Annotated in this window: 18 protein-coding genes; 9 read left to right on the forward strand and 9 right to left on the reverse strand. The window is 67.2% G+C overall.

Translation table 11 applies throughout. From position 1 onward, the window contains the following. Window positions 1–27: 27 nt before the first annotated feature. The 6 genes from ACFYY8_RS38480 to ACFYY8_RS38505 form a co-directional block, all read right to left on the reverse strand. Window positions 28–534 (reverse strand): flavin reductase family protein, encoded by a 507-nt coding sequence (locus ACFYY8_RS38480; protein ID WP_390049871.1) that lies wholly within the window; start codon window positions 532–534, stop codon window positions 28–30. Between the two features lie 177 nt (window positions 535–711). Then, complete coding sequence (locus ACFYY8_RS38485) at window positions 712–1,266, reverse strand: NADPH-dependent FMN reductase (RefSeq protein ID WP_390049873.1); 555 nt, start codon at window positions 1,264–1,266, stop codon at window positions 712–714. Then, a complete protein-coding gene (locus tag ACFYY8_RS38490; RefSeq protein WP_390049875.1) occupies window positions 1,263–2,600 on the reverse strand; it encodes an LLM class flavin-dependent oxidoreductase in 1,338 nt (445 codons plus the stop codon). The genes ACFYY8_RS38485 and ACFYY8_RS38490 overlap by 4 nt, the downstream gene beginning before the upstream one ends. Further along, window positions 2,597–3,487 (reverse strand): ABC transporter permease, encoded by an 891-nt coding sequence (locus ACFYY8_RS38495; protein WP_390049877.1) that lies wholly within the window; start codon window positions 3,485–3,487, stop codon window positions 2,597–2,599. Before ACFYY8_RS38495 ends, ACFYY8_RS38490 begins: the two co-directional genes overlap by 4 nt. Continuing rightward, a complete protein-coding gene (locus tag ACFYY8_RS38500; RefSeq protein WP_390049879.1) occupies window positions 3,480–4,289 on the reverse strand; it encodes an ABC transporter ATP-binding protein in 810 nt (269 codons plus the stop codon). The genes ACFYY8_RS38495 and ACFYY8_RS38500 overlap by 8 nt, the downstream gene beginning before the upstream one ends. Next, a complete protein-coding gene (locus ACFYY8_RS38505; RefSeq protein WP_390049881.1) occupies window positions 4,286–5,296 on the reverse strand; it encodes an ABC transporter substrate-binding protein in 1,011 nt (336 codons plus the stop codon). The genes ACFYY8_RS38500 and ACFYY8_RS38505 overlap by 4 nt, the downstream gene beginning before the upstream one ends. 224 nt (window positions 5,297–5,520) lie before the next feature. Between ACFYY8_RS38505 and ACFYY8_RS38510 the strand changes: the two genes are divergently transcribed. From ACFYY8_RS38510 to ACFYY8_RS38530, 5 genes are all read left to right on the forward strand, one after another. Further along, a complete protein-coding gene (locus ACFYY8_RS38510) occupies window positions 5,521–6,186 on the forward strand; it encodes a B3/4 domain-containing protein (protein WP_390049883.1) in 666 nt (221 codons plus the stop codon). 170 nt (window positions 6,187–6,356) lie between these two features. Beyond that, window positions 6,357–10,025: a multifunctional oxoglutarate decarboxylase/oxoglutarate dehydrogenase thiamine pyrophosphate-binding subunit/dihydrolipoyllysine-residue succinyltransferase subunit gene (locus ACFYY8_RS38515; RefSeq protein WP_390049885.1), complete on the forward strand. Its 3,669-nt coding sequence runs from the start codon at window positions 6,357–6,359 to the stop codon at window positions 10,023–10,025. A 99-nt stretch (window positions 10,026–10,124) separates the two neighbouring features. Continuing rightward, window positions 10,125–10,307, forward strand: coding sequence for a DUF6104 family protein (locus ACFYY8_RS38520; protein WP_390049887.1), 183 nt, complete (start codon window positions 10,125–10,127; stop codon window positions 10,305–10,307). Window positions 10,308–10,376: 69 nt separating this feature from the next. Beyond that, on the forward strand, window positions 10,377–11,174 hold the full coding sequence (locus ACFYY8_RS38525; RefSeq protein WP_390049889.1) for a DUF4097 domain-containing protein: 798 nt from the start codon (window positions 10,377–10,379) through the stop codon (window positions 11,172–11,174). Continuing rightward, window positions 11,171–11,881: a helix-turn-helix transcriptional regulator gene (locus ACFYY8_RS38530; RefSeq protein ID WP_390049890.1), complete on the forward strand. Its 711-nt coding sequence runs from the start codon at window positions 11,171–11,173 to the stop codon at window positions 11,879–11,881. Before ACFYY8_RS38525 ends, ACFYY8_RS38530 begins: the two co-directional genes overlap by 4 nt. 50 nt (window positions 11,882–11,931) lie before the next feature. Here ACFYY8_RS38530 and ACFYY8_RS38535 read toward each other — a convergent pair whose 3' ends face one another. The 3 genes from ACFYY8_RS38535 to ACFYY8_RS38545 form a co-directional block, all read right to left on the reverse strand. Then, window positions 11,932–12,894, reverse strand: coding sequence for a zinc-binding dehydrogenase (locus tag ACFYY8_RS38535; RefSeq protein WP_390049892.1), 963 nt, complete (start codon window positions 12,892–12,894; stop codon window positions 11,932–11,934). Window positions 12,895–12,903: 9 nt separating this feature from the next. Then, window positions 12,904–13,797: a hypothetical protein gene (locus ACFYY8_RS38540; RefSeq protein WP_390049894.1), complete on the reverse strand. Its 894-nt coding sequence runs from the start codon at window positions 13,795–13,797 to the stop codon at window positions 12,904–12,906. 380 nt (window positions 13,798–14,177) lie between these two features. Continuing rightward, on the reverse strand, window positions 14,178–14,711 hold the full coding sequence (locus ACFYY8_RS38545) for an SSI family serine proteinase inhibitor (protein WP_390049896.1): 534 nt from the start codon (window positions 14,709–14,711) through the stop codon (window positions 14,178–14,180). A 318-nt stretch (window positions 14,712–15,029) separates the two neighbouring features. Here ACFYY8_RS38545 and ACFYY8_RS38550 point away from each other — a divergent pair, with 318 nt between their 5' ends. The 4 genes from ACFYY8_RS38550 to ACFYY8_RS38565 all read left to right on the forward strand — a co-directional run bounded on the left by ACFYY8_RS38550 (window position 15,030) and on the right by ACFYY8_RS38565 (window position 21,366). Further along, window positions 15,030–16,610 (forward strand): hypothetical protein, encoded by a 1,581-nt coding sequence (locus tag ACFYY8_RS38550; RefSeq protein ID WP_390049898.1) that lies wholly within the window; start codon window positions 15,030–15,032, stop codon window positions 16,608–16,610. Between the two features lie 245 nt (window positions 16,611–16,855). Next, entirely contained in the window at window positions 16,856–17,992 is a 1,137-nt protein-coding gene (locus ACFYY8_RS38555) for a trypsin-like serine peptidase (RefSeq protein WP_390049900.1), read from the forward strand. Window positions 17,993–18,127: 135 nt separating this feature from the next. Continuing rightward, complete coding sequence (locus ACFYY8_RS38560; protein WP_390049902.1) at window positions 18,128–19,297, forward strand: trypsin-like serine peptidase; 1,170 nt, start codon at window positions 18,128–18,130, stop codon at window positions 19,295–19,297. 449 nt (window positions 19,298–19,746) lie between these two features. Further along, window positions 19,747–21,366 carry a trypsin-like serine peptidase gene (locus tag ACFYY8_RS38565; RefSeq protein ID WP_390049904.1) on the forward strand — a complete coding sequence of 540 codons (1,620 nt, stop codon included), beginning with the start codon at window positions 19,747–19,749 and terminating at the stop codon, window positions 21,364–21,366. Window positions 21,367–21,636: the final 270 nt, after the last annotated feature.

Below are 21,636 nucleotides of genomic sequence, written 5' to 3' on the forward strand. Positions count from 1 at the left end.
CGTCCTTCGGGCGTCCCCTCAGGACGGTCAGGTGTGCGGGGTGAAGCGGCCGAACCTGCCCCGGTGATAGAGCAGGGGGCGGTCGTCGGAGACGAGGTTGGTCTCGGTGACCAGGCCGACGACGAGGACGTGGTCGCCGATGTCGACGGTCGAGTGGGGGACGCACACCAGCTGGGCGGAGACACCTCCGAGGATCGGGACTCCCTGAGGGCCCGGCCACCACTCGGTCGGGGCGGCGAAGCGGTCGACGCCTTTGCGGGCGAACCTTGAGGCCAGTTCCGCCTGGTCGCTGGCCAGGACGTTCACCGCGAAGTGCTCCGCGAGCCTGAGCGAGGGCCAGGTGGTCGAGGACTGGTCGACGTAGAAGGAGACCAGCGGGGGTGTGAGGCTGACCGAGGAGAACGATGTGGCCGTCAGACCGACGGGAACCCCGCGCGCCTGCGCGGTGATCACCACGACACCGGCCGCGTGTACGGCCAGCGCCTGCCGGAAACGGTCGGCGTCCACGGCCCGGCCGGAGAGGGTCTCGGTCACGAGTCCTCCCCCGCGAGCCGTTCCACGCCGGGAAGGCCGGAGAGGATCTCGGAACCGGTTGCGTCGTTCCGCTCGGTCACTTCTCCTCCTCCAGGGCGTAAACCACGCTTATGATTCGCAACCTATTCATAACGCCTTCTCTTCCCGATCTCATCGGGGGCTCCCTCCTTGCCGCGTTCACGCCCGGGTCACCGAGTCCACCGAGTGCTTCGCCGTGAGCGCCGCCCTGACCTGAGGGGCGACCCTGTCGGCCCAGGGACCGAGGACCTCGTCCAGGGTGGGGATCTGCGACTCGACCACCGCCAGGCCGGGGGTCGGTACGCTCGCGCCCAGCTCGACCAGGAGAGGACGCAGGTGGACCTCCACGGCCAGGGCGTGCCTGGCGTCGCCCAGCACCAGCAGCGGGAGCGCGACGACCGAGGCGAGCGCACCTCCGGGAAGACGGTCCAGGAAGACCTTGAGCAGGCCGGTGTAGGTCCCCTTGTAGGTCGGGCTCGCGACCACCAGTACGTCGGCCCGCCGTACCAGGTCGAGGGCCGCCTCCACCTCGGGTGAGGCCTGGGGGGAGAGCAGCGAGGGGGCCAGGACCGACAGGTCGACGACCTCCTCCTCGGCCTCCCGCCCCGACCACTCGTCGCCGAGCCGCCCGGCCACGGCCCGCGCCGCCTGGACGGCCACTGTGTACGTGCGCGACCCGGTCCGCGGGTTGCCCACCACTGTCACGATGCTCATGAGGCCACCGACACCTTCTGCTCAAACTGCTCAAAACTGGACACCGGTCGCGCCAACCCGTAGTTCTGGCGCAGGGTGCGGCCTTCGTACTCGGTTCTGAACAGGCCACGGGCCTGCAGCTCGGGTACGACGTGATCGACGAAGTCCGCCAGGCCGCTCGGCAGGACAGGCGGCATGATGTTGAAGCCGTCCGCCGCGCCGCTGGTGAACCACTCCTGGATCTGGTCGGCGATCAGTTCCGGGGTACCGGCGACCACCCGGTGTCCCCTACCCCCCGCGAGCCGGCCGATCAGCTGACGCAGGGTCAGCCGCTCACGCCTGGCGAGATCGGTGACGAGTTTGAACCTGCTCTGCTGACCGTCGCTCGGCTCGGGAAGCTCGGGCAGCGGCGCGTCCAGCGGGTGGCCGGTCAGGTCGGCGCCGAGCATGGTGGACAGCTGCTGCACGCCGTACTCGGGGATGATCAGGTCCTGGAGCTCCCGTTCCAGCCTGAGGGCCTCCTCCTGGGTCGAGCCGATGATCGGTGAGATGCCGGGCAGGACCAGCAGCTCGTCGGGGCGCCTGCCGTACCGGGCGAGGCGGGACTTGAGGTCGGTGTAGAACCCCTGTCCCTCGGCGAGGGTCTGCTGGGCGGTGAACACGGCCTCGGCGAACCGGGCGGCGAACTCCTTGCCGTCCTCCGAGGAGCCCGCCTGCACCAGCAGGGGATGGCCCTGCGGGGGACGGGAGGTGTTCAGCGGGCCCCTGACCCTGAAGTGGGTCCCGACGTGGTCGAGGGCGTGGATCCTGCCGGTGTCGGCGTAGCGGCCCGCGGCGCGGTCGTTGAGGATCGCCCCGTCCTCCCAGCTGTCCCAGAGCTTGGTGACGACCTCGAGGAACTCCGTGGCGCGGGCGTAGCGGTCACCGTGGGAGGGGCGTTCGATCCCGAAGTTGTGCGCCTCCGCCTCGGTCGCGGAGGTGACGATGTTCCACCCCGCCCTGCCGCCGCTGATGTGGTCGAGCGAGGCGAACTTGCGCGCCACGTGGAACGGCTCGTTGTAGGTGGTCGAGACGGTCGCGATCAGGCCGACGTGTTCGGTGACCGCGGCCAGCGCGGCCAGCAGCGTGAGCGGTTCGAGCCCGCCGAGGGCGTTGTGCCGGACGTTTCCCCACAGGGCCAGCCCGTCGGCCAGGAAGACCGAGTCGAGCCTGCCCCGTTCGGCGATCCTGGCCAGCTCCTGGTAGTGCCGTACGTCGGCGATCAGGCCGGGGTCGGTTTCCGGGTGCCGCCAGGCCGCCTCGTGGTGGCCGACGCCCATCAGGAACGCGTTGAGATGGAGCCTGCGTTCGGTCATCGGGAGGTCCTCCACGTCGAGAAACGGCGCTCCAGACGGACGAGGAGCTGGTTGATGAGCAGTCCGAGCACCGAGATGGTGAGGATGCCCGCGTACATCTCGGGCACCCGGAAGTTGAACTGCGCGTAGTTGATCAGGTAGCCGAGGCCGGCCTTGGCTCCGACCATCTCCGCGGCGATCAGCACGAGGATCGAGTAGGCCCCCGCCAGCCTGATGCCGGTGAAGATCGTCGGTACCGCCGCGGGAAGGATCACCTTCTGGAACAGCCGGAACGGCCCGAGCCCCATCGACCTGGCCGACTTGACCAGCAGCGGATCGACCCCGCGCACCGCCGCGATCGTGTTGAGCAGGATCGGCCAGGCGCAGGCGTACAGGATGATCGAGATCTTGGACGTCTCGCCGAGCCCCAGGATCAGCACGAACACCGGGAGCACGGCCAGCGCCGCGGTGTTGCGGAACAGTTCGAGCAGCGGGTTGAGGAACTCGGCGACCGGCCGGTACCAGCCGATCAGCAGGCCGAGCGGGATGGCCACCACGATGGCCAGGACGCATCCCGCCAGGGACCTGACCAGGCTGGCCTGGGTGTGGTCGAGCAGCTCACCTGAGACGAGCAGGTCCCACCACGCCGTGAGGACCTGCGAGAGCGGCGGCAGGAAGGTGGGGTCGACCACGTCGAGGCGGGGCAGGATCTCCCAGATCGCGGCCAGCACGGCGATCGCGGCCGTGCGCCTGCCCACCGCGACGGCGGCGCGCGCCGTACCGCGCAGCAGACGGGTACCGGCTCCCGGGGTGGCGCCCGCCGTACGGGACGCCTCCTGGAGCGCCTCCCTGGCGAGACCCCGCGTGGTGACCTCGGTGGAGACCGTCCTGGTCGAGACGCTAGCCAACGGGGACCGCCTCCTCGGCCCTCGCCTCGATCTTGGCGGCCCCGGCGGCCTCGTCGCGCAGCAGCGTCCACACCTCGTGGCGGTACGCGCCGAAGCGGGCGTCGGCCCGCAGGTCGCCCTCGCGGCTGTCGAACTCGATGTCGAGGATCTGCTTGATCCGGCCGGGACGGGAGGTCATGACAGCGACCCGCTGGCCGAGGTAGACGGCCTCGTCGATGCCGTGGGTGATGAAGACCACCGTCTTGCCGGTCCGCTGCCAGATCCGCAGCAGCTCCTCCTGGAGCGACTCGCGGGTCTGGGCGTCCAGCGCGGCGAACGGCTCGTCCATCAGCAGCACGTCCGGGTCGAAGGCGAGGCTCCTGGCGATGGCCACCCGCTGGCGCATGCCCCCGGAGAGCTCGTGCGGGTAGCGCTCCTCGAATCCGCGCAGCCCGACCAGCTCCAGGTGCGCCCTGGCCCGTTCGGCGCGCTCCCGCTTCGGTACGGCCTTGGCCTCAAGCCCGAACTCGACGTTCGACAGCGCCGTGCGCCAGGGGAAGAGCGCGTACTGCTGGAAGACGACTCCCCGGTCGAGACCCGGCCCCTCGACCGGGGTCCCGTCGAGGAGGATGCGGCCCCTGCTCGGCACGGCCAGTCCGGCGAGCAGGTCGAGAAGGGTGGACTTGCCGCAGCCGCTCGGCCCGACCAGGGTGAGGAACTCCCCCTCCCGCACGTCCAGGTCGACGTCGTCGAGGGCGGTGAAGGGCCGGTCGGCGCCGCGGACGGCGAACTCCTTGCCGACGCCCTGGATCTGGAGCTTCATCCCTTGCCTCCGAACGGGTTGTAGGCGTTGGTGAAGAGGTCCTCGGTCTTGACCTGGCCGGGCTTGATCTCACCGGCGCGCTGCAGCCAGTCGACCCAGATCTGGAACTCCCTGGGGTCGATCACGCCGCCCTTGCCCGCGACCCCGCTGCTCTTCCAGAGCTTGATGGTGGCGGTGTCCTCGTTGCGGTGCCGTTTGGCGATGATCGCCTCCGCCCTGGCGACGTACTCCTCCCGGGAGTGGGTCTGGGTCCACTCGACGGCCTTGGCGACCGCCTCGACGAACTTCTTCGTGGTGTTGGGGTTGCGGGCGATGAACCTGTCGGTGAGCACGTAGCTGCCCGCGGTGAAGGGGCCGAACAGGTCGATGTCCTTGAACAGGGCGCGGACGCCGCCGCGTTGCAGGGCCGTGTCGCGCAGGACGCCGTTCAGCGCGGCCACGTCGATCTGGCCCTGGCGCAGCGCCTGCTCGGTGCTGATCGGGGGCACGACGACCAGCTCGACCTGCTTGATCTCCTCGGGGGTCAGGCCGCCGCGCTTGAGGTACTCCTTGAGCACGGCCTCCAGGTGCGCCCCGAGGGTGTTGACGCCGATCTTCTTGCCGATCAGGTCGCGGGGGCCCTTGATCGGCGAGCCGTCGGGGACGAAGTAGCCGACGTAGCTGTCGGCGTCACTGCCGTAGTAGCCGACGACCGCCTTGATGGGAGCCTTGGCGGCGGCCAGTTTGATGATGGCGCCGTTGAACGCGCCGCCGAAGTCGGTCTGCCCGGTCGCGGCGGCCTGGATGTCCTGCGGCCCCGAGATCGTGTTGCCGATCCACTTGAGCTTCACAGGGGCGAGGTAGCCGAGATCCTCGGCGAGCTCGGGGAAGGTCACGGCGCCGACGTTGCCCTGGTAGCGCAGCTCCAGGGTCTCCGGCGCACCGGGTTTGGCCGCGGCCTCCGCGCCGCAGCCCGCGAGGCCGAGTGCGAGCAGCACAAGGAACGGGACGTTTCTGAACTTGATCACGAACGTTTCCTGAGGGACGAAGGAGGGAGGACGGAGGTCGGTTCGTGATCACGGACACAGAGCACTGAACACGCGGCAGAAGTCGACATGTGCGCACCGGGTCAGATAGAGGCCCATACCGGAGAAGCTACGCACGACTCCACGCTTAGTCAATATTTCCTACTTGTTTTGCATGAAATCGTAGGTGAGAAGTATGTGACAGGGGACGACCTAGACTGAGGTCCGTGATTGAGGACATCCGGGTCGACCCCGCCGTCAGCGCGCTGCGGCCGGACTTCGCCGTCCTGGCCATGGCCGTGTACGGCCTGCGCAACGGCCCGACCGACGACAGGTCGAGGGCCTGGCTGACGACGGCGGCCCAGGAGGCCGTCTCCGTGGACGACCCGAAGGTCGAGGCCTGGCGGGAGGCCTACCGGGCATTCGGCGCCAAACCCCAGCGGACCAGGCCGTCCGTCGACGCGTTGGTCAGGCGCATGCCGCTGCCGGAGATCAACCTGGTGGTCGACGCCTACAACACGGTCAGCGTCAGACACGGGCTCCCCATCGGCGGAGAGGACCTCGGCCGCTACGCCGGGGCGGCCAGGCTGGTCAGGGCCACGGGCGACGAGCCGTTCGAGGTGATCGAAAAGGGCGAGGCCGTGATCGACACCCCCGAGATCGGCGAGGTGGTCTGGCGCGACGACCTGGGTGTCACCTGCAGGCGATGGAACTGGCGGCAGTGCGTGCGGACCCGGATCACCGAGGAGACGACCGACGCGCTGTTCCTGCTGGAGCGCCTGACCCCCATGTCCCTCGACGAACTGCACGCCGCGGGCGAGGAGCTGAAGGTCCTGCTCGAGGCCGTGACGCCGGGCGTCAAGATCGAGTCCAGGCTCGTCGAGCATGAATGACCAGACCGGTACCACCCAGATGGACCCCCCGGGGATGACCGTTTTGAGCTGTCCTGAGAGGATCAGGCGGAGAGCTGCGGTCAGACTGGCGCAGGTCCGGGTCCAGGCGAGTAGCCTTGGACAGGTTCTCTATCATCAACGCCGATCTGCGGAAGAGGGCGATTTCCGCCGTGTCGTCTGAGTCGTCGCGGACAAACCCGCTGGCAGCCTTTGGTCAAAACGAATGGCTGGTCGACGAGCTATATCAGAAGTACCTCCAGGATCCCGAGTCTGTGGACCGTGCCTGGTGGAACTTCTTCGCTGATTACAGCCCTGACTCCGGGGCGGGCAGAGCCGCGCCCCCCGGGACGGCTCAGGCCGTTCCCGTTCCCCCGACCTCCGCTGCGGCGCCGGTGACCCCGGCGGCCACTCCGGCACCCCCCGCGCCGAAGCCCACCTCGGCGCCGGCTGCCCGACCCAAGCAGGAGACCCCGTTGCCCGCCGGTACCGAGGAAGTCAGACTCCGTGGCGCGGCCGCCCGTACGGCCGCCAACATGGAGGCCAGCCTCGAAGTACCGACGGCGACCAGCGTGCGTGCCGTACCGGCGAAGCTGCTGATCGACAACCGCATCGTGATCAACAATCACCTGTCGCGGGGTCGCGGCGGCAAGGTGTCGTTCACGCACCTGATCGGTTACGCGGTCATCAAGGCCCTCAAGGTCCTGCCGGAGATGAACCACTCCTACACGGAGGTGGACGGCAAGCCGGTGCTGGTCAAGCCCGAGCACGTCAACCTGGGCCTGGCCATCGACGTCGCCAAGAGCGACGGCACCCGCCAGCTCCTGGTGCCCTCGATCAAGGCCTCCGAGGGCATGGACTTCCGCCAGTTCTGGGTCGCCTACGAGGACATCGTGCGCAAGGCCAGGTCCGGCAAGCTGGGCGTGGAGGACTTCGCGGGCACCACGATCTCGCTGACCAACCCGGGCACGATCGGCACCGTCCACTCGGTGCCGCGTCTGATGCCCGGTCAGGGCACGATCATCGGTGTCGGCGCGATGGAGTACCCCGCCGAGTACCAGGGCGCCTCCCCGGAGACGCTCTCCCGCCTGGCGGTGAGCAAGGTCATGACGCTCACCAGCACCTACGACCACCGGATCATCCAGGGCGCCCAGTCGGGTGACTTCCTGCGCCAGATCCACCGGCTGCTCCTCGGCGAGGACGGCTTCTACGACGAGATCTTCGAGGCCCTGCGGATTCCGTACGAGCCGATCCGCTGGGTCCAGGACATCTCGGCCACCCACGACGACGACGTCGCCAAGTCGGCCCGTGTCATAGAGCTGATCCACGCCTTCCGGGTCCGCGGTCACCTGATGGCCGACACCGACCCGCTCGAGTACAAGCAGCGCAAGCACCCCGACCTCGACATCAAGTCGCACGGGCTGACCCTGTGGGACCTGGAGCGCGAGTTCGCCACCGGCGGCTTCGGCGGCCGTGCCCTGATGAAGCTGCGCGAGATCCTCGGCGTGCTGCGTGACTCCTACTGCCGCACCATCGGCGTGGAGTACATGCACATGCAGAACCCCGAGGAGCGCGCCTGGATCCAGGCCCGGGTCGAGCGTCCGCACGCCAAGCCCGACCGCACCGAGCAGCTTCGCATCCTGGAGCGGCTCAACACCGCCGAGGCGTTCGAGACGTTCCTGCAGACGAAGTTCGTCGGCCAGAAGCGCTTCTCGCTGGAGGGCGGCGAGTCCCTGATCCCGCTGCTCGACTCGGTGCTGTCGGCCGCCGCCGAGGAGGACCTCGACGAGGCCGTCATCGGCATGGCCCACCGTGGTCGCCTCAACGTGCTGGCCAACATCGTCGGCAAGTCCTACGGCCAGATCTTCGGTGAGTTCGAGGGCAACATCGACCCGCGCAGCGCCCACGGCTCCGGCGACGTGAAGTACCACCTGGGCGCCAGCGGCGACTTCGTCTCGCCCGACGGCTCCAAGCTCAAGGCCTCCGTCGTGGCCAACCCCTCCCACCTGGAGACGGTCGACCCGGTCCTTGAGGGCGTGGTCCGCGCCAAGCAGGACCTGCTCGAACGCGGCGAGGAGGGCTTCAGTGTCCTTCCCGTGCTCGTCCACGGTGACGCGGCCTTCGCGGGCCAGGGTGTGGTCGCGGAGACGCTGAACCTGTCGCAGCTGCGCGGCTACCGCACCGGCGGCACCGTGCACATCGTGGTCAACAACCAGGTCGGCTTCACCACGAGCCCGGCCAGCTCGCGTTCCAGCGTGTACGCCACCGACGTGGCCCGGATGATCCAGGCGCCGATCTTCCACGTCAACGGCGACGACCCCGAGGCCGTGGTCCGGGTCGGCAAGCTGGCCTTCGAGTACCGCCAGACGTTCCGCAAGGACGTCGTGATCGACCTGATCTGCTACCGCCGCCGCGGCCACAACGAGTCCGACAACCCGGGCTTCACCCAGCCGCTGATGTACGACCTGATCGACGCCAAGCGCTCGACCCGCAAGCTCTACACCGAGGCGCTGATCGGCCGGGGCGACATCACGGTCGAGGAGGCCGAGAGCGCGCTGCGCGACTACCAGGCCAAGCTGGAGAACGCCTTCGCCGAGACCCGCGAGGCGGTCAAGCAGCCGACCGGTGAGTTCGCCCGTCCCGACACCATGGAGACCATCCCCTGGTCCCACGAGGACACCCCGACGGGCATCTCCGAGGAGACGGTCAAGCGGATCATCGACACGCAGCTCAACCTGCCGGATGGTTTCACCGTCCATCCGCGTCTGCTGCCGGTGCTCCAGCGCCGGGGTCAGATGGTCGCCGAGGACCGCATCGACTGGAGCACGGGCGAGACCCTGGCCTTCGGCTCGCTGCTGATCGACGGCCACCCGGTCCGTCTCGTCGGCCAGGACTCCCGGCGTGGCACCTTCACCCAGCGGCACGCCGTGCTGGTCGACCGGGTCACCGGCGCCGAGCACACCCCGCTGAAGGCGTTCAACCAGGGCACCACGAAGCTCTACATCTACGACTCGCTGCTCAGCGAGTACGCCGCGCTCGGCTTCGAGTACGGCTACAGCGTGGAGCGCCCCGAGGCCCTGGTCGCCTGGGAGGCCCAGTTCGGTGACTTCGTCAACGGCGCCCAGTCCGTCATCGACGAGTACATCACCGCGGGTGAGCAGAAGTGGGGTCAGCGTTCCAGCGTCACGCTGCTGCTCCCGCACGGCTACGAGGGTCAGGGTCCCGACCACTCCTCGGCCCGCATCGAGCGCTTCCTGCAGATGTGCGCCCAGGACAACATGACGGTGGCCCAGCCGACGCTGCCGGCCAACTACTTCCACCTGCTGCGCTGGCAGACGATGTCGAACCGGCGCCGTCCGCTGGTGGTGTTCACGCCCAAGTCGCTGCTGCGGCACAAGGCCGCGGTCTCGGCGGTCAGCGAGTTCACCTCGGGGTCGTTCAGGCCCGTGCTCGGCGACACCACGGTCAACCCGGCGCAGGTCCGCAGGGTCGTCCTGTGCTCCGGCAAGATCTACTACGACCTGGCCGCGGCCAGGGAGAAGCAGGGCAGGAACGATGTGGCGATCGTCCGTCTGGAGCGGCTCTACCCGTTCCCGGCGAACCCGCTGCAGGCCGAGCTGTCCCGTTACGGCGACGACGTCGAGGTGGTCTGGGCGCAGGACGAGCCCGCCAACATGGGCCCGTGGCCGTTCCTGACGCTGAAGATGGTCGAGCACCCCGACGCGTTCGGCGGCCGCAGGCTCAGGAGGATCTCCCGCAAGGCGAACTCCTCCCCCGCGACCGGCTCGCACTCCGCGCATGAGACGGAGCTGCAGCAGATCCTGGACGAGATCTTCGGCTAGGCCGGGCACGAAGCACACCGAGGAAGTCCCCCACAGGCGATCCTGTGGGGGACTTTCCCCTTTGAGACCTGCCGAAAGACCTGTTGAGAGAGGACGACGATGTACTTCACCGACCGGGGCATCGAGGAGCTCGTCACGCGCCGCGGCGAGGAGGAGGTCAGCCTGACCTGGCTCGCCGAGCGACTGCGCGAGTTCGTCGACCTGAACCCCGAGTTCGAGACCCCGGTCGAACGGCTGGCGACCTGGCTGGCCCGGCTGGACGACGAGGACGAGGACGAGTAGTAAAACACGATATATCTTGACCACTGCCTATAACGCGACATATCGTGTCTCCATAAGGAGGTCACGAACATGCGGCAGTGGACGATCGAGAAACCCGAGCAGCTCACCTTTGACACCGTGCGCAAGCTCAATGTGCGGATAGTGGCGGGGAGGCTGGCGGTGCTGGCCAGCGAGGGGCCGCCCACCCTTGAGGTCACCGACATCGGCACCCCGCCGTTGCTCGTCACCCACGACGACGACGGCACGCTCGTCGTCACCTACAAGGATCTGACGTGGGAGGGCGTGCTCGGCTGGCTGCAGCCGGGGCGCAGGGAGGCCACCCTGACCCTGACCGTGCCGAAGGACTGCCCGGTCAGCGCGGGAGTGGTCTCCGCCTCGGCCGTCGTCGCCGGTTTCGAGAACCGCACCTCGGTCAAGAGCGTGAACGGCGAGATCGTGCTCGACGGGGTGAGCGGCGAGATCACCGCCGACACCGTCTCAGGGACCGTGGAGAGCCGTGGCCTGGTCGGCGACCTGTCCTTCAAGAGTGTCTCGGGTGAGCTGACCGTGGCCCAGGGCACACCCCGCCGGTTGAGCGCGACCACCGTCTCCGGCCGGATCACCGCCGACCTGGAGCTTCCGCCGACCGGTCACGTGACGCTGAACAGCGTCTCCGGCGAGATCGTGCTCAGGCTTCCGTCCACGGTCGAGACCGACGTCACCATCCGTTCGACCTCGGGCAGGATCAACACCGCCTTCGCCGAGCTGCGCCACACCAGCCAGCCGGGCGCGAAGACGCTGAGCGGCCGCATCGGCGGGGGCATGGCCTCGCTGGCCGCGACCACCCTCTCCGCGGACGTCACCCTGCTGAAGGGAGCACTGGCATGAGCCCGGTCTTCGGCCACGGGCGGCTGCGTCTCTACCTCCTCAAGCTGCTCCAGGAGAGCCCGCGCCACGGTTACGAGGTGATCAGACTGCTCCAGGACCGCTTCCTCGGCGTCTACTCGCCCTCGCCCGGCACGATCTACCCGCGCCTGGCCCGTCTGGAGGAGGAGGGCCTGGTCACCCACGAGGTGGTGAACGGCAAGAAGGTCTTCACCCTCACCGAACAGGGTCAGGAGGAGCTGAAGGCCAGGGGCGACGAACTCGCCGACCTTGAGCAGGAGATCTCCGAGTCCGTCCGTGACATCGCCCGCGAGGTCAAGGAGGACGTGCGCGACACGGTCAGGTCACTGCGCGACGAGCTGACCCAGATGGCGCGTGAGGTGCGTCAGGGGGTCAGGCACGAGGAACAGCGGGTCAAGCAGGAGCAGCGCGAGTCCTGGCGGGAGCAGAAGGCCGAGTGGCGACGGCAGAAGCATGAGTGGAAGCGCCAGGCCCACGAGTGGAAACACGAGTGGAAGCAGCACTGGGCGGAGAGCTTCACCGGCCACGGCCCCGCCGAGGCCGACGACCAGCTCGGGCAGATGCTGGCCGAGTTCGTCCAGGAGGTCCGTCAGGACACGGCGGCGGGACGGGTGACCGAGGAGACACTGGCCACCGCGCAGGACGCGCTCTACGACGCGGCCCGTCGTATCCGCGACGCCCTGCGCTGACCCGTGTGGTCCGACCGGGTACGGCCCGGCGGACCTCGGTCCGGCGGGCTTCAGCCCGGCAGGGTGAAGACGATCTTTCCGAAGACGTCGCCGTCCCGCAGGGCCGCGAAACCCGCACGGGCCTCGGTCAACGGGAGCACCCGGTCGATCGTCGGCCGGACACCGGTCTGCTCCAGGAGGCGGGCCAGCCTGCCCAACTGGTCACGGGTGCCCATGGTGGAACCGGCCACGGAAAGCTGCAGGAAGAAGACCCGGTTGAGGTCGGCGGGCGGTACGGCTCCGCTGGTGGCCCCCGAGACGACGATCCGGCCACCCGGGCGCAGCGCCTTGAGCGAGTGCGCCCAGGTGGCCTGGCCGACGGTCTCCATCACCGCGTCCACCCGCTCCGGCAGCCGGGCGCCGCTCTCGAAGACCTGGTCGGCGCCGAGAGCGAGGGCGTGCAGCCGTTTCTTCTCCGACCGGCTGGTGGCCCAGACCCGGTAGCCGCCCGCCCGGCCCAGCACGATCAGGGCGGTCGCGACACCGCCGCCGGCTCCCTGGACCAGCACCGTCGAACCGGGTTCCAGCCCCGCCCTCTCGAACAGCATCCGGTAGGCGGTCAGCCACGCGGTCGGCAGGCAGGCGGCCTCCTCGAAGCTGAGCGCGGCGGGTTTGGGCACCAGGTTCCGCCGGGGTACGGCCACCCTCTCGGCGAAGGTGCCGTCGTGGACCTCGGAGAGCAGCGACCTTCCGGGGTCGAGTGTCTCGTCGGCTCCCTCGCCGATCACCGCGTGCACGATGACCTCGTTGCCGTCCTCGTCGACACCCGCGGCGTCGCAGCCGAGGACGATCGGCAGCCTCTCCTGACGGATACCCACGCCTTTGAGCGTCCACAGGTCGTGGTGGTTGAGCGCGGCGGCCCGCACCGTGACGACGGTCCAGCCGTCCGGCGTCTCGGGGTCGGGGCGCTGCCCGAGTGTGAGCCCGGCGAGCGGGTCCTCCGGGTCGATCCGGGTGGCGGTTACGGCGAACATGGCCGCACCCTACCGAACCGGTTTGCCCCTGACTCCGGCGATCACCCGCTCCACGAGGTCGCGTTCCCCGGAGGCCGCGACGTATATCCCGTTCTTACAGACGCTCTCCGAGACACCCTGCCCCGCTTCGATCGGGCCGATCCCGGCGGTGTCGCAGTCCGGCATGGGCGCGACCACGACCAGTGGCCCGCCGAATCCGCCGAACCACAGCCGCGGCCCGGCGAGTCCTCCCCTGAAGATCTGCCCGGGCTTGCCCAGCCGTACGGGGGAGGAGGCCTTCAGCACGAGGTAGCCGTCCTTCGTCACCTCACCGTGCAGGTTCTTGGCCCAGAGCTGCCGCTGTTCGAAGGTCATCCCGTTCCTCTGGTCGCGCAAGGCGACGTACCAGGGAGTGAAGTCGAACAGCATGATCTGCCCCTCGGTGGGACTCGCCGACTGCCAGAGGGTGCTCTGGCCGGCCAACTCACGGATCATGGGGCCGCCCTGGGCGATCTCGTCGCGCCCTCCCGGGGGAACGGTCAGCTCCCGGTACAGGCTGAAGTAGCCGTCGAGCCAGCCGCCGAGGGCGGGCCGTACGCCCAGTTCGGCCAGGCCGAGCTCCGCGGGATAGCCGATCTCGGCCTTCGTGCCGTCGGGGAAGACGACGTCCAGGATCTCCTTGCCGCCCTTGCGGCGTGGCTTGGGGTGGAGCACGTTGGTGGGGGCCGACGCGGCCACCGGCGCCGAGACGGCGCCCGAGGTGGTGGCCCCCGTGTCGGGGACGGGTGGGAGCCCGGGATCCCTGCTGGCCAGCAGGCTGACGACCGGGACGACCACGAGCGCGGCCAGCACCGCGATCCCGATCCAGCGTCTGGGGCCCGCGGGGCCCTTGGACTCGATGACGTCGTTCGGATCCCCGGCCACGTTCAGACTGCCTTCACGAAATTACGGCTTTCGTCCATCTTCGATGGCGTTTGACGCCCACGCCTAGATCATCTCGATCACGAATCGGAACCGATGTGTCACCGCTTCATGACACCGGGGGGCCGGCGATTCCAGTGCCCCACCGTTCTCATGGATACCGGAGAAACGGTGGAGGACCACTGTTACCGGAGTTTCCCCTGGTGTTCCGGACAGGCCCGGGACAGGCTCTCACCTGCGGATCCACCCGTCACGCGGCCGTGCCGAATTGTTCTACGTCAACCGCCCGGTAAGGCCGCTCCTTTTCTTTTCAGGGCAGCGGAACGGCCTTTTCCGAGCCAGGACTTTCCATACGGGGTCCGGCCGGGAGAGCCGGGTCGTGTTCAGGACTTGGAGCGCTCCCCGAAGGAGAAGACCGCACCGGTCGCGGCGTACAGCGAGCAGCTGTTGCCGTAGGTCTTAACAAATCGGACAAACCTTCCATCCCAGGTCCCAGTGGCGGTCACCGTGACCGGGTCGTACCGCGTCGTACAGACCACGCCGGACAGGGGTGTGAGCGCACCCGGGTCCCCCTTGGCCGCGACCAGCGCGCCGCACGCCGCCACCGGATCGGGGTGTGTGCCCCGCGGCGGGTCGCACATGAGCAGGACGTGCCGGAGGACCGGCGTCGGGCTCTGGCCATGGGCGAAGGTGAGCACGAACGTCCTGACCCGGTTCGGCGGCCGGTCCCCGCCCGGCCTGACCGGCCCGGGGACGATCGGCACGATCTCCCCCGGGTACGGCGGGCCGGACCCGACCGGCGCGTTCGCCGTCCGGCCGGACCCATGAGGCGGCGAGGCGGCGGCCGTACCGAACAGGGACCCGGACAAGGGCAGGGCCAGGAACCCGGCAACCGCCAGGCCGATGAGACGTCGCAAGGATTCCCCCGAATGTCGCGTGACGCCAGGTGCGGCTCAGCCTCCCGCACCCGTCCCGCCCCGGCAACGACCAACTCTCACGTTTTCGCAGCTCACAGCCTGGCATAGGCACCGGCTTCCGACACATTCAAAGCGGGAGAGATCAGACGCCGATCTTGCGAATTCGGTTCCATCCGTTTGGTAACGAAAACATAACGGTACCCTGTGATGTTCGTTTTGTAGTCTTTTAACCGTTCTTTGCCTAGTACGGTCAGCACTTGTCTCTTTACGCATGCGTGGGTTGCGTCCCGAGCGACCCATGACAAAGAAGGAGCTAGATTGAACTTCCGAGCAAAGCACCTGATCCTCCCCCTTGGCGGTGCCGTCGTGGCCACCTCCATGGTCAGTGCGACCCTCGCGTCCTCAGCTCAGGCCGCTCCGGACCGCAAGACGATCACCTTGGCCGCTTCCGCCAACGCGAAGGCCATCGCGGGCTACTGGACCCCCTCCAAGCTGAAGTCGGCCAAGACGTACACCTCCGAGGGCACCGTCTCCGCCAAGCTCAAGACCGGCGCCTCGCGCGCCTCCGCCGACGGCAAGGCCGGAAACGTCGCCCCCACCGGTGAGAGTGGCAAGAGCGCGGGCAGGTCCAAGAACCTGAACCTTCCCATCACCGTCGGCAAGGTCTTCTTCCTCGACGACAAGGGCCAGGAGCGTTGGTGCTCCGGCACCTCGGTGCAGTCGAAGTACCGCAACCTGGTCGCCACCGCGGGCCACTGCGTCTACGACACCGACACGAACAAGCCTTACAGCAACTTCGTGTTCATCCCCGGCTACTACCAGGGCAAGGCTCCCTGGGGCATCTACGTCGGCTCCAAGGTCAACGTCCACTACGACTTCGACGTCTACGAGGACTACGACTACGACTACGCGTTCGTCAACGTCTACAACGGCGTCAAGCAGACCGGGGTCAAGGAGGTCACGACCTCGGAGTACGAGGCCGCCAAGGGCTTCAAGTACACCGAGGACAAGCCGATCTCCAAGGACGAGTACGAGGCCGGGTACTCCAAGTACGGCGAGAAGGGCCCGTTCTGGAAGAAGTCGGCCGACCCCGAGGTCGAGACCGTCGGCAAGCCCAGCGACGCCTCCAAGTACATCGAGGACTACGTCAAGGACGGCCGGGGCGGCGTGAAGCTGACCGCGGTCGAGGTCGACGCCTACACCTACGGCAAGGCTCCCTCCGGGCTGGACAACGGCGCCAAGTTCGAGCGCCTCAGCGACGAGAAGGGCAAGACCGCCATCAGCCAGGAGCAGTACAACAAGCTGCTCAAGGACAAGGCCAACGGCAACTTCCTCGGCAAGCTTGAGGCGACCAAGGACGTCAACGGCACCGAGATCGCCTGGTACAAGACCCAGTACTTCGTGAAGAAGTGGGTCAAGACCACGGTCAAGGAGCTCTACTTCCACACGAAGTTCTACGTGGTGCTCCTGGCTGACGCGGGCCGTCTCGGCGACAACGTCGGCGGCCAGGGCTTCTCCTGGAACCAGCGGACCGGCAAGAAGGTCTTCACGTTCGGCTACCCGGCCGCGGCCCACCTCGACGGTGACAAGCCCTACAGCGGTCACACCATGAAGTGGTGCTACGGCACGACCGGCGCGGCTCCGGTCGTGGCGCAGTTCAAGGCCGAGGAGCAGCAGGCCATCAAGTGCGCCTTCACCCCCGGCGCCAGCGGCGGCCCGTTCCTGCTGCAGTACAAGAGCAGCAAGCGGACCGGTTACCTCAACGGCGTCGTGAGCCTGACGCTCGACAGTGACAAGAACGGCCGTTACGACCGGGTCACCACCCCGTACTTCAACGGTGAGACCTACGGCATCTACAAGTACGCGGCCAACCTCTGGACCGGGAAGCTTCCCGTCTGAGGACAGACACCGTGAACGGGAAGACCCGCCGATGGCGGGTCTTCCCCCCGTCTGACGGGGGGTTTATGTCCGAAGATGCATACTCTTTCAAGGAGGACTGCAAAACCCTACGCCCAAGGCCCCAAAGCGGATCGCTCCACCGAACTGCCCAAAACCAAATCGATCTGGAAAAATCACCCCTTACGACCAACTTTTCCCCTTGATCCCAGAAGGGAACACCCGCCATGTCCCCCCGCGTGAGGCGGATGACGACCACCCTGAGGGCCTTCCTGGCCTCCGGCGTGCTCGTCGTGTCCGCGTTCACCGGGAGCGCGGGCGCCGTGAGCGCCCAGGCCGAGAAGGCGGCGGCGGGCAGCATCACCTCCATCACGCTGACCAAGACCAACGCTGATGTGAAGCGGATCGCGGAGTACTGGAGCCCGGCCAAGCTCAAGCAGGCCCAGAACAACAACCCCGCCACCCCCGAGGTCAAGCCCAGTGACGGCAGCAAGGCCTCCTCCGCCCCGGTCTCCCCGACCCCCACCGGTACGGCCAGCGGCGGTACTGCGGTGAAAGCCGTCACCTACAGCGGTTCCAAGGCCTCCTCGCCGGTCGTCAGCCCCGTCCTGCCGACGAAGAAGCAGCCGTCGAACAGCAACCTCCCCCGCACCGTGGGCAAGGTCTTCTTCAAGATCGGCGACAAGGAGTACTGGTGCTCCGCCTCGGCCGTCGCCTCGAAGAACCGCCACCTGGTCGCCACGGCCGGGCACTGCGCCTTCGACCCCAAGCGGAACAGGAACGCCGACTACTGGATCTTCATCCCGGGCTACGACCAGGGCAAAACGCCCTACGGCATCTACGTCGGCCACTCGCTCAACCTGCACGAGAACTTCACCGCCCAGGGTGACTACGACTACGACTACGCCTTCGTGACGGTGCACGACGGGTTCGTGTGGAAGCCCGGCAAGTCGCCGAACACCTACCAGATGGAGCCGGTCGGCAGTCTGGAGGACAACGTCGGCGGCCAGGGTCTGATGGTCAACCGCGGCGTCGGGCTGTCCGTCTTCGCCTTCGGCTATCCGGCCGCCCCCAACATCGACGGCAGCAAGCCGTACGACGGGCAGCGGATGCTCTGGTGTGACGGGCGCACCTACCAGACCAAGGCCCCGACCCGCCTGGTCGAGATGGGCATCTCGCTGGGCTGCACGTTCACCGGCGGAGCGAGTGGCGGGCCCTGGTTGATCTACTACGATCCTCGGCAGGGCGTCGGTTATCTCAACGGTGTCAACAGCTTCGCCTGGGACACCGACACCGACAAGAAGTACGACCGAATCTCCTCTCCGTACTTCATCCAGTCGACCTACGTGGTCTACGAGTACGCCGACCGCCAGCGCGCCTTCTGACCTTATAGGAACCTTATGGCTACCTTAAAAGGGACTTAAGGCAGCCTTATATCAACCTTTGCCCTTACCTGTCTGCATAGGTTTCTGTCGTCCCCTGATTCCGATGCCTGCACTCAAGCAGCGCAAGGAGCAGTCTTGAAGCGCATCCTCCTTCCCGTCGCCGGCACAGTCGTCTCCGCTGGTCTGCTGGCCGCCGGCCTGGCCGGTACCGCCCAGGCCGCCCCGGACTGGGCCACCGACCCGATGGCTGTCAACAACGCCGCGGCGGTCTCCGTCGTCGATTTCTGGACCGCGTCGAACAACGCCGCCCTGAAGAGCGCGACGGCCTACTACCACGACAGCACCCCGCCCTCCTGGAAGTCCGGCGGCGGCTACTCGCCCGACGGCAAGCCCGGCTCCGTGCTCCCCATCGGCGAGGAGAAGGCCGCCCCCGCCATCGTCAAGAACATCAACCTGCCCAGGACCATCGGCAAGGTGTTCTGGGTCGACGCCGGCGGCCGTCCGAAGTGGGCCTCGGCCACCTCGGTGCAGTCGAAGTACCGCAACCTGGTCGTCACCGCCGCCCACAACGTCTACGACACCGCCGGTGTCGGCGACCCCAAGGTCCTCGACCGGTGGGTCTTCGTCCCGGGCTACTACCAGGGCAAGGCTCCCTACGGTCTTTACGTCGGTAAGACCGCCTGGACGCACTACGACTTCGACGTCTACGAGGACTACGACCGCGACTACGCGTTCGTCACCGTCTACAACGGCGTCCTCGCCAACGGCGAGAAGAAGGTCACCAAGGCCGAGTACGACAAGTTCACCGGTCCCAAGTGGACCAAGGGCGGCGACTACCTCATCGGCCTGTCCAGGGACGCCGGTCGCCTCGGCGACAACGTCGGCGGCCAGGGCTTCACCTGGAACCAGCGGACCGGCCAGGGCGTGTACGTCTTCGGCTACCCCCAGGCCCCGCACCCCGACGGTGACAAGCCCTACACCGGCATCACGCCGAAGTGGGTGTACGGCAAGACCACCGGCAAGGTCTACGTCTCGCCCGCCGAGAAGGTCGAGGAGCACATGGGCCTCAAGGCCGCCCTCACCCCCGGCGCCGACGGTGGCCCCTGGCTCGTCAGGTACAGCAACGCCAAGCGCCTCGGCTACGTCAACGGCGTCACCAGCCTCTTCGGCGACCAGGACAAGAACGGCCGCTACGACCTGATCACCTCGCCGTACTTCGACGGCGAGACCGCCGACATCTACAAGAAGGCCTCCAACGTCTGGTCCGGCAAGATCGTCGGCCCCAACGGGGAGCTCTACCGCTAGAACCCGAGGGTTTTTCTCTCCTCACACAACGCGAGGCCCGGCATCCGCCGGGCCTCGCGTCCTTTTTGTCCGAGTTTCCGGTAAGTGATGATTCCACGACAGGTTGACTACGGGCGCGTTAGACGTAGTTCGGGCCGATTTGGTGCCATCGAAAAGTGTGATCTGCATCACAGGATATCCCGGCCGGCTAAGCGGAGGATTCTCCGCAGATGATCTTGTTTCTCAACATCAACATTTCGCTGATCTGCCGAAATAAGCAATATGCCCCACATGGGCCACAGAGGCCCCACCTTCACCAGGCCGCTTTGGACCGGTCCGGGAGGGGTTGACCGGCGACTTTACTTAGCGGAAGAGCTTCCGCTTACGAAGATCGCCCCTGTATGTTTCTGGCTATCCCTTTACTGACGCTTGGGACGCAAGAGCGTTCCACATCAGACCAAGGAGTTCCCTTGAAGCGCATCCTCCTCCCGGCCGGTGGCGCCGTTCTCGCCTCCGGTCTGCTGGCCGCTGGCCTGGCTGGCACCGCCCAGGCCGCCCCGACCTCGGCGACCGACCCGCTGGCGAACAACACCGCCGCCGCTCAGTCGGTTGCTCAGTACTGGAGCGCGTCGAACAACGCCGCGCTGAAGAGCGCGACCGCGTACTACCACGACGCCTCCGCGACGGGCTGGAAGTCCGGTGGCGGTTACTCCCCCGATGGCAAGCCGGGCGCCGTGCTGCCGACGGGTGAGGAGAAGGTCGTCCCCACCAAGGTCAAGAACATCAACCTGCCGAAGAACATCGGCAAGGTGTTCTGGACTGACAAGCAGGGCAAGAACCGCTGGGCCTCCGGCGCTTCGATCCAGTCGAAGTACCGCAACCTGGTCGTCACCGCCGCCCACAACGTCTACGACACCGCTGGTGTCGGCGACGCTGACGTGCTGAAGAACTGGGTGTTCGTCCCGGGTTACTACCAGGGCAAGACCCCCTACGGCATCTACGTCGGTAAGACCGCCTGGACGCACTACGACTTCGACGTCTACGAGGACTACGACCGCGACTACGCGTTCGTGACCGTCTACAACGGTGTCTTCTACGGCGGCGACAAGGTCGTCACGGCTGCTGAGTACGACAAGTTCGTCGGGCCGAAGTACGTCGACGTCAAGGAAGTCTCGGCTGAGGAAGGCGCCGCTGGCCTCTCCAAGTACGGCCCCGAGGGCCCGTACTACAAGGAGGACACGGTTGCGACCAACGTCGAGACCGTCAACCCGCCCCAGAAGTTCTTCAGCTGGGAGTCGGTCAAGCCTTACCTCTCCAAGGACGGCAAGGACGGCGTCAAGCTGCTGACCGTCGAGGTCAGCTCGTACGACTACGAGAAGGCCCCGCACCACACGCCGAAGTTCGACAACGGCGAGAAGGCCTACGCTGACAAGGACTCCATCAGCCAGGAGACCTACAAGCAGCTCCTCGCGGAGAAGGCCGCCGGCAAGTTCCTCGGCGAGCTCACCGCCAAGAAGGACAAGAACGGCACCGAGATCGAGTGGTACAAGACCCAGTACTTCATCAAGAAGTGGGTCAAGTCCACCACCGCCACCACCACCAAGTGGTTCGTGAAGTCCTTCCACATCGAGCTGTCCAAGGACGCTGGCCGTCTCGGCGACAACGTCGGTGGCCAGGGCTTCGCGTGGAACCAGAAGACCGGCCAGCCCGTCTTCATCTTCGGCTACCCCGAGGGCCCGCACCCCGACGGTGACAAGCCCTACACCGGCATCACGCCGAAGTGGGTGTACGGCAAGACCTCCGGCAAGGTGTACGTCTCGGCCGCGCAGAAGATCGAGGAGCACATCGGTGTCAAGGGTGCTCTCACCCCCGGCGCCGACGGTGGCCCCTGGGTCCTGAAGTACAACAACAACAAGCGTCTTGGCTACGTCAACGGCGTCACCAGCCAGTTCGGTGACCAGGACGGCAACGGTCGCTACGACCTGATCACCTCGGCCTACTTCGACGGCGAGACCGCCGACATCTACAAGAAGGCCGCGAACGTCTGGTCCGGCAAGATCGTTGGCCCGAACGGCGAGCTCTACAAGTAAGCCGCTAGGGACCTGACGGTCTCCGAGTCAGGGGGTCCAAACCCCTGACTCACCCCAGCTCCACCACAGAGGGGCCCGGTGTGCGCACACCGGGCCCCTTTGTCATGCCCGGAAACCCTCGCACCGAAGGGGCCGAAGAGGCGCCGGGTCTCCAGGGCGGTGAGAACGCGCTCCCGGGATCTCAGGCGCCGGGTCCCAGGCGACCCAGACCTTCGAACTGAGGCTGATTAGACGTGGATCACCCAGATTCGGTGCCATCAGATTGTTGTG

The sequence above is a fragment of the Streptosporangium sp. NPDC001559 genome, assembly GCF_042893955.1.
In the GTDB taxonomy this organism is placed as follows: domain Bacteria; phylum Actinomycetota; class Actinomycetes; order Streptosporangiales; family Streptosporangiaceae; genus Streptosporangium.